We start from the raw sequence: 8,182 nt of genomic DNA on the forward strand, positions 1-8,182 counted from the left end.
CCGCCCCGGGCTTCCGCGACTATGGACGAGGTGGTGCTGAAGGTGCAGCCAGATACGTCGGCAGCTATGGTTACAGTTGGTCGTCCGCCACGAACGGTATCTACGGACAGTACTTGGTTTTCAGCGTAACGAGTCTCAGCTCCAGCAACGCGCTCAATCGGGCTTTCGGTTTTCAGTTACGTTGCCTCTCGGAATAAACGGGGCCGCGCGGCCCAAATAATCGACGGCCTCTACCCCTATACCGGCTACCTCGCCACCGAGACGACCAAACCGGGCAATGCCTCCCGCAGACGATCCGCAATCGCCTCCATCTCCTCGAACGAGACCTTCTCCAGGCCATCCGCCGGCGTGTTGCGGTCGATCGTGTAGAGCATCACCTCCCTTGGCCGAATCCGACTGATCGCCTCCATATAAGCCTCTACCTCCTCCGGCGTCGTGTTGTCGATCCGATGACCGCCGTAATCTCCCCGCAGCAGCATCGTCTGGACGATCAATTTTCCCTCGAACCCGCCCAGCAGGTCGATCGTCTCCGCCACCGTGCGTCCGTTCTGCGGCTGGTTGATCCGCCGCACCGTCTCGTCGAGCGCCGAATCCAACTTCAGGATATTCCGATCCACCCGCAGCAACGCCCTCCGTACCGCCGGCCGGTCGATCATCGTGGCATTGCTCAGCACCGCCACCCGGGTCTGCGGCGCGTAACGATCCCGCAGCCTCAACGTCTCATCGATGATCCGTTCGAACTCCGGGTGCATCGTCGGCTCGCCGTTCCCCGCGAAAGTAATGACGTCCGGCAGCGCCTTCGCCTCCGCCATCTCCGCCAGCCGGTGTTCCAGCGCCGCGACGACCCGTTCGGCCGGATTGAATCCCCCCGTGCCGTGCGCGCCGTTCCATCCGCATTCGCAGTAGATGCAGTCGAAATTGCACAGCTTCGAGTCCGGAAGCAACAGATTCACCCCCAGTGAAGTACCGAGCCGCCGGCTGTGGATCGGCCCGATGATGATGCTGTCGAAAAGGAAAGTGTCCATCTTGTTCAGAGAAAAAATCGCGAGGCCGTTATTCCGGAATCCGCACCGTCCGGAAAATCGCCTCCACCTGTCGAATGTAGTTCCGCATCGGCACCTGGTTGTTCGGCGACGGCGAATAGACATAGCCGTCGATCGCGATCAGCCGTCCCGTCGCCCCGTCGTAAGTCGTGTAGTTGATGAACGGCCCCCCCATGAAATCCCCCTTCACGTCCCAGAAACCGCGCAGTTGCGTCCATTGCCGTCCGTCGATCGTCAGGAGCTTCCGATCCGGCGGGACGATCGTCGAGGTGGACATATAGCTCCCCTTCGACGGCCCCGGCACCTGCCGCACCGCTCCGTTCCGCGCCGCGACGAGCCATCCCGTCGTGGCATCCGTTACGATCGAGTCCGCCGGATAGGTGTAGATCAGGAAGCCGATGCTGGCCAGCGGCAACTCGTAAGAGACCCACAGGAAGTCGGTCGTGTCGAGCCGCACCCGGTAGTTGGACGGAATGCTCATCTCGAAACCGAATTTTTCGCGGATCAGGGTGCCGATCTCCGGATCGCTGTGTTTGCGGGCCTGTGCGATGAACCGGTTCCGTTCGACGATTTCGTAGAACAGTTCCAGCTCCTGGCCGTAGGTGTGCAGGAAAGCCGCCATCGAGTCCGCCGACGGCGAGGTGACGGTCACCTGTAACTGCGGCGCCGAATAGACATCATACGCAGCTGTCATATCCGACCGTTCGTACTGCGCCCCCGTCCGCAGAATCAGGATGTTCCGGTGCCGCGAGACGGTCTTTTGGAAATTCGTCGGCGGCACGCTGAGCAGGTCGAAGAGTGGTTCGGGCTGATTGATCCGTTCGACCTCCTGCGAGAAGATCGCCCGCACGGTGTCGCCCGCCGGCCCCTCCCACAGCTCGGTGGGCGCGACGACGAAGAGTTCGTAGGCCCGGCCCGACGAAGGGGCCTTGACCGGGCCGGAGGGGCCGCAGGCCGTGCCGACTGCGGCAACGAGGGAAACCAGTATCCAGGTGATTCTTTTCATGGCGTGAAAGGGGTTTGGGTGGAAAAACAGCGACCCCGCCGCCTTCCGCGGCCGCCGCCGGACAAATGTAACGAATATTCTTCTATCTTTGTGAGGATTCAATCACTCTACGGACACACATGTATTTCCGGCCGCCGAAATTCATCAAACGTCTTTTTCCCGAGCTGAACTGGAACTTTCGGGAGCCGGGAACGATCTTCCTGACTTTCGACGACGGGCCGACCCCCGAGGTGACCCAGTGGGTGCTCGATACGTTGGACAAATATGAGGCCAAAGCGACCTTTTTCTGTCTGGGCAAGAATGTCGACCAGCATCCCGAGATTTTTCGCAAGATCAAGGCCCGGGGACATGCCGTGGGGAATCACTCCTACAGCCACATCAAAGGGTGGGGCAATCCGGCGGGACGCTACATCGAGGATGCCGACCTGGCCAACGGACTGATTCGGACGAACCTCTACCGGCCGCCCTACGGACGGATTACGCGGAGCCAGATCCGGCGCATTTCGGAACGGTATCACATCATTATGTGGGACGTGCTGAGCCGCGACTATGCGCGGACGGTGTCGCCGGAGGCCTGTGTGCGGAATGTGACGCGCCACCTGCACGAGGGTTCGATCGTGGTCTTCCACGACTCGGTGAAGGCTTCGCGCAATCTCTATTACGCCTTGCCACGGGTGCTGGAGGCGATCGAACGGGCGGGGTTGCGGTGCCGGAGTATTGAACTTTAAAATCATGGAGAGATGATCTGGACATTCGTGTTGCGGCTGAGCATAGCCGCTCTGCTGGGAGCCATTATCGGGTTCGACCGGGAGCTCCGGGCCAAGGAAGCGGGATTGCGTACCCATTTTCTGGTCGCTTTGGGCAGCGCTCTGTTTATGATCGTCTCCATCTACGCCTTTTCGGCCGATCCGCGGAGCGATCCGGGGCGGATCGCGGCTCAGGTGGTGACCGGGATCGGGTTTATCGGGGCCGGTTCGATCCTGATCCACAAACAGTTCGTGCGCGGGCTGACCACGGCGGCCGGGTTGTGGGCGACGGCCGGAATCGGGCTGGCGGTGGGCGGCGGGATGTATGCCGTGGGGCTGGCGGCGATGGTGCTGACTTTGGCGGGGCTGGAGCTCTCGACCCTGATTTTCAAGACCGTCGGCATCCACTCTTCGCTGTTGGTTTTTTCGACCTCCGACGAGCAGAATCTGAGGCAGGTCTTGACGCATATTCACGAAAAGGGCTATCACCTGATGAGTTACGAGGCGACGCACGAGACGGTCGGCGAGGGGACTTTGTATCGGGTGACGATGGTGGTCAAGACGCGGAGCAGGAACGAGGATACCCATTTGTTCCAGTTCATGCAGTCGTTGCCGGAGTTGACGATCGAACGACTCGAATAACGAACCGGGTATGGAGTGGTTGTTGGATTTAGGCTATGTGGGGCTCTTTGTCGGGGCGTTGCTGGCGGCGACTATCCTGCCGTTCAGCTCGGATTTCCTGCTGGTCGGGATGTTGGCGGCCGGCGGACACGTGGTATGGACGGTGGTCGTGGCTTCGGTCGGCAACTGGGCCGGCGGCATGATCTCCTACTGGATGGGGCGCGGCGGACGGTGGCAGTGGATCGAAAAGTGGTTCAAAGTCAAACGCGAGACCCTCGAACGGCAGAAAGTCCGGGTCGATCGTTATGAGGCGTGGCTGGCTTTCCTGTCGTGGCTTCCGTTCGTGGGCGATCTGTTTGCGCTCGCGCTGGGCTTCTATCGGACGAATGTCTGGCAGGTGGCGGTCTTCATGCTGATCGGAAAGACCGCCCGGTTCGTGGTCTGGGCGATCGTGGTGGAGTGGGTGCGTCCCCTGTTTGCGTAAACTCCGGCTTTTTCGTAACTTTGCGTGCTTCGTCACACGAAACGGAATATCTTAAAATCTTAAACCACAATATGGCAACAACCGCAGATATCAAAATCGGGATGTGCATTGAACTGAACGGCAAAACGTGTCAGATCATCGACTTCCAGCATGTGAAACCGGGTAAAGGGCCGGCTTTCGTCCGCACCAAACTCAAAAATCTGGAAAACGGTCGGACGATCGACAATACGTTCACGGCCGGTGCGCCGATCGAGCCGGTTCGGGTGGAACGTCGTCCGTACCAGTATCTCTATGAGGACGATATGGGGGCGAATTTCATGCACACCGAGACTTTCGAGCAGATCGTGATCGACAAGAAAATGATCGATAACGCCGACTTGATGAAAGAGGGCGAGATTGTGGAGGTGATGTTCCACACGGAAAAAGAGACGGTGCTGTCGGCCGAATTGCCGCAGCTGGTGGAGATGGAGGTGACTTACACCGAGCCGGGTCTGAAGGGGGATACCGCATCTTCGAATGCGCTGAAACCGGCGACCGTCGAAACGGGCGCTACGGTGAAGGTTCCGTTGTTTATCAATACCGGCGAACGGATTCGGGTCGACACCCGGACTCGGGAGTACTACGAACGGATTAAGTAGGCTCGGCGCTTTGCCGACCTGCATGGAATAGCCGCGGGCGGACTTTCTCAGAAAGTCTGCCCGCGGCTTGTTTTGGGAGAATCGGTTTTGTCTGAATGTCGTAGGGGGGAAGACTGCCGCAGCGAAACGCAGTTTCGCCCGTCCCTCCGGTGCACCCATAAGGTGTTTTGTTGGGGTTGTTTCTGCCTTACTAAGTGGGGCGCGGAAGAGCGGCGGAGCGCCAGCGGAGCCGCAGTGAGGCAGACACGGGACGGTGCTTTGGGCCGAGCTTCTGCGACTCGCAGAGCCGCGCAGTTCGCCGCCACCCCACGCGGCGGACTGCAACTTGACGGAGCTCGTTGCACTCACCGCTGGCGGCGAGCTACGGAGGTTAAGAAGGAATAGCACGCCGGGGACGAACTCGACAGTCTGGGTATTGCTCTTTCGGTTCGCAGAACCGCGCGGGGTGGACGCTTGTCCACGGGAAGGACGCATCGTGTCTTTTACTGGCCGCCTTAGCTTTAATATTCGTTCTCTGTTAGCTGTGGCCGAAAATGAATAGGCTGTATTTTGCTACCCTTTAGGTTTTTCGTCCAAGCCGTTCGGCCTCAGTCTCCAGGGCCGGTAGTCCGGTTTTCTGCCGATTACGTAGATATTATATTGTGCTTTCTAACCCAGCGCTTCGGTCATATTGCTTTGCGGGTCGAGGTCTACGGCCAGGATGCGGAAGCCGTTCTTGGCATAGTACGAGGCGAGGTTGATGGCCGTCGTCGTTTTCGCCGCGCCGCCTTTCCGGTCGATGATTGATAAGGTAGGTTATTTTTGAATGGCACATACGGGCGGGGTAGGGGAGAGGAGCCTGGTATGCAAGTAGGGGGAGAAATTCGGAACTTTCTGATTTGTGGGGGCGGGGAGAAAAATGGAAGTTTTGGCGAAAATGGCCTCGATTATTTGTATCAAGATGCTGCGTTGGTAAGTCTGGATGGAGGGTGTTCGGTGCTGAATCGTTCAACGAGAGGAGAAAGTTCCGCATTTCTCCCCTTGGCAGACAAGCAGGGAACGGTCGGGCGACGAACGAATTGTGAAATGATATTCTTATGATATCAGGCGTGCTCTCCGGGCGAATCTCTGAATTTATGTCTGGTCGGGCTTATTCGCCTACTTTTCTTATTTTTACACGCTAAGAAGAGATGATATAAGAAATTTCACCAAATGGCGAGAAAAGAGGTTAAAACAGACCTTTGGGTTTATGGATTATTGCAGGAGGCCGATATTCATTTAACTCCACAAGGGTGTGATATAAAGGAGATCGCAGAAGCATTAAAAACCGCATCTAAATCAAAAACGGGCCATGTCGGTTATCCTGAATATTGCGGGGTGGTCAAAGATTTTCTGCTGGTCATCGAAGATAAGGCGGTGCTTGAAAAACATCTGGCCCGGGATGAAAAAGGTCTAATCTGTCAGGATGTCAAGAGTGTCAAGGACTATGCGGTCAATGGGGCCTTGTTTTACGGCCTACACTTGGCGGCCAACACGTCGTATCACAAAGTACTGGCCTTCGGTGTGTCGGGCAACGAGAAACATCATAGGATTACTCCGGTGTTCGTTAACGAGCGGGGCGATTACCAGGAGTTGCCCGACATGGAGACCTTCATCTCTTTCAATGAGACCAATATCGACGAGTATTACCTGAAAGAGATACTACGTGAAGAGACGGATGTGGAAAAGACAACGGCCGAAATTCTTAAAGAGGCCGAGAAGCTGCATAACGACCTGCGCAATTACGGGAATTTGACCACCGAGCAAAAACCGTTGGTGGTGTCGGGTATTATGCTCGCTCTGCGGGAGATCGAGTACAAAACATTCTCCATCGAGTCTCTCGTCGGCGATTCCATTAAAACCGATGGGCAAAAGATTTGGGAAGCCATCCGGAGTAATTTGGACAGAGTCAATGTTACGCCCGACACGAAACGGGACAAATTGCTCAGCCAGTTCTCCGTCATAAAAGATACAACAAAAATAAACGAGATAGACGCGACGTTAGGTAAAACGCCCTTAAGATATTATACGGAATTTCTCTACAATAGCATATACAAAAATATCCGGTACCGCAACTCGGCAGAGGACTATTTGGGGCGGTTTTACGGTGAATTCATGTCTTACTCGGGTGGCGACGGGCAGACTCTGGGTATTGTTCTCACTCCAAAGCACATCACGGAGTTATTTTGCGAATTGGCGGAGTTGAAAGTCGAAGACAAGGTACTCGACCCTTGTTGCGGTACGGCCGGTTTCTTGATCGCCGCTATGCACAAGATGGTTCGGCAAACCGACGATGAGGCTTGCAGGAGACGCATCAAACGCGACCAGTTGTTCGGTATCGAACAGCAGCCTTATATGTTTACCATTGCCACGACCAACATGATTCTCCGCGGCGATGGCAAGAGTAACCTACACAACTGGGATTTCCTGAAACAAAATCCCGGACAATTACAGCTCAAGGGGTGTACCGTGGGGATGATGAACCCGCCCTATTCGCAGGGTTCCAAGGCCAACCCCGATTTGTACGAGATCAGCTTTACGGAACATCTGCTCGATTCGTTGACGGAAGGGGCGAGGGCTATCGTCATCATCCCTCAATCTTCCGTTACGGGCAAGAGCCGCGAGGAACAGAATGTCAAGAACAACATCCTGAAACACCACACGCTGGAAGGGGTGATTACGCTCAATAAAAACACCTTTTATGGGGTTGGTACCAATACGTGTATCGCCGTTTTCACGGCCGGGGTGCCGCATGATCCGGACCACCGGTGTCGTTTCATCAATTTTGAAGACGACGGATTTGTGGTGAGCAAACATGTCGGTTTGGAGGAGACGGCGAGTGCCAAAGACAAACGGCAACACTTGTTGGACGTGTGGTTCGGTCGGGTCGAGGCGGAGACGAAGTTTTGTGTGGAAACTACTGTCGAGGCGGAGGATGAATGGCTGCACGCGTTCTACTATTTCAACGACGAGATACCGTCGGAAAAGGATTTCGAGCGGACGATGGCGGATTATCTGACCTTTGAGTTCAACATGATCACGCACGGACGGGGGTATTTATTCGAAGAGAAGGAGGGAAATTGCAATGGTTAACCTTACATTGGAAAATAAAAATTGGCGAAAATTTGTTATTGGTGATCTATTTGATGCAAAACGTCCAATAAGCCGAAAGGAGGATGATTACAACGATGGAGAAATACCATTTATCGCGTCAGGTGCTATAAACAATGGGGTTACAAAATTCTGTATCCCTAAAAATAGCGAGATCCTTGATAATGGCAACTGTCTCTCGATTAGTCCCGTAGATGGAAGTTGTTATTATCATCCATATAATTTTTTAGGGCGTGGCGGAGCTGGGTCATCGGTCATTCTTCTTTACGCGAGGAATTTTTCTCTGGATAGGTATGTGGCACTTTTTATCTCTAAAGCTATCACCCAAACTACTGCAACTAAATATAATTATGGGCATATGGCTTCATTGGATAGAATAAAAAAAGACAAAATATACTTACCTGTTAATGTGAATGAAGAGATAGATTTTCAGTTTATGTCTTCATTTATGAGGCAGAAAGAACAACAAATTTTGAAACCAACTCTGGAAAAATTATGCAAAAGATTGATAATCA

The 8,182-nt window shown here is 54.8% G+C and carries 9 protein-coding genes and 1 pseudogene; 7 read left to right on the top strand and 3 right to left on the bottom strand.

Annotated elements, in window-relative coordinates:
- Positions 1-197 (top strand): annotated as a pseudogene (locus QZ302_RS07225) (hypothetical protein); the annotation flags it as partial.
- 48 nt (positions 198-245) lie between these two features.
- Here the strand turns inward: QZ302_RS07225 and QZ302_RS07230 are convergent.
- On the bottom strand, positions 246-1,025 hold the full coding sequence (locus QZ302_RS07230; RefSeq protein WP_294594030.1) for a radical SAM protein: 780 nt from the start codon (positions 1,023-1,025) through the stop codon (positions 246-248).
- A 28-nt stretch (positions 1,026-1,053) separates the two neighbouring features.
- On the bottom strand, positions 1,054-2,049 hold the full coding sequence (locus QZ302_RS07235) for a DUF4837 family protein (RefSeq protein ID WP_294594032.1): 996 nt from the start codon (positions 2,047-2,049) through the stop codon (positions 1,054-1,056).
- Positions 2,050-2,168: 119 nt separating this feature from the next.
- Between QZ302_RS07235 and QZ302_RS07240 the strand changes: the two genes are divergently transcribed.
- From QZ302_RS07240 to efp, 4 genes are all read left to right on the top strand, one after another.
- A complete protein-coding gene (locus QZ302_RS07240; RefSeq protein ID WP_294594033.1) occupies positions 2,169-2,777 on the top strand; it encodes a polysaccharide deacetylase family protein in 609 nt (202 codons plus the stop codon).
- A gap of 12 nt (positions 2,778-2,789) precedes the next feature.
- Positions 2,790-3,437, top strand: coding sequence for an MgtC/SapB family protein (locus tag QZ302_RS07245; RefSeq protein WP_294594035.1), 648 nt, complete (start codon positions 2,790-2,792; stop codon positions 3,435-3,437).
- A gap of 10 nt (positions 3,438-3,447) precedes the next feature.
- Positions 3,448-3,900, top strand: coding sequence for a VTT domain-containing protein (locus QZ302_RS07250; protein ID WP_294594037.1), 453 nt, complete (start codon positions 3,448-3,450; stop codon positions 3,898-3,900).
- A gap of 71 nt (positions 3,901-3,971) precedes the next feature.
- Complete coding sequence (gene efp / locus QZ302_RS07255) at positions 3,972-4,538, top strand: elongation factor P (RefSeq protein ID WP_294594038.1); 567 nt, start codon at positions 3,972-3,974, stop codon at positions 4,536-4,538.
- Between the two features lie 648 nt (positions 4,539-5,186).
- On the opposite strand, the gene QZ302_RS10010 is transcribed toward efp, so the two are convergent.
- Positions 5,187-5,321 carry an AAA family ATPase gene (locus QZ302_RS10010; RefSeq protein ID WP_365320718.1) on the bottom strand — a complete coding sequence of 45 codons (135 nt, stop codon included), beginning with the start codon at positions 5,319-5,321 and terminating at the stop codon, positions 5,187-5,189.
- Positions 5,322-5,894: 573 nt separating this feature from the next.
- Here QZ302_RS10010 and QZ302_RS07260 point away from each other — a divergent pair.
- A complete protein-coding gene (locus QZ302_RS07260) occupies positions 5,895-7,649 on the top strand; it encodes an N-6 DNA methylase (RefSeq protein ID WP_294594039.1) in 1,755 nt (584 codons plus the stop codon).
- Positions 7,642-8,182, top strand: a 541-nt coding sequence (locus tag QZ302_RS07265) for a restriction endonuclease subunit S (protein ID WP_294594040.1), incomplete at its 3' end; no start/stop codon positions are given. The genes QZ302_RS07260 and QZ302_RS07265, both read left to right, overlap by 8 nt.

Origin of the sequence: uncultured Rikenella sp., from assembly GCF_910579375.1 — a bacterium.
Classification (GTDB): Bacteria; Bacteroidota; Bacteroidia; order Bacteroidales; family Rikenellaceae; genus Rikenella.

What these genes read in the sequence shown, in the direction of transcription:
- QZ302_RS07230 (WP_294594030.1), bottom strand. Translation starts at nt 1,025, where the DNA reads ATGGACACTTTCCTTTTCGACAGCATCATCATCGGGCCGATCCACAGC.
- QZ302_RS07235 (WP_294594032.1), bottom strand. Translation starts at nt 2,049, where the DNA reads ATGAAAAGAATCACCTGGATACTGGTTTCCCTCGTTGCCGCAGTCGGC.
- QZ302_RS07240 (WP_294594033.1), top strand. Translation starts at nt 2,169, where the DNA reads ATGTATTTCCGGCCGCCGAAATTCATCAAACGTCTTTTTCCCGAGCTG.
- QZ302_RS07245 (WP_294594035.1), top strand. Translation starts at nt 2,790, where the DNA reads ATGATCTGGACATTCGTGTTGCGGCTGAGCATAGCCGCTCTGCTGGGA.
- QZ302_RS07250 (WP_294594037.1), top strand. Translation starts at nt 3,448, where the DNA reads ATGGAGTGGTTGTTGGATTTAGGCTATGTGGGGCTCTTTGTCGGGGCG.
- efp (WP_294594038.1), top strand. Translation starts at nt 3,972, where the DNA reads ATGGCAACAACCGCAGATATCAAAATCGGGATGTGCATTGAACTGAAC.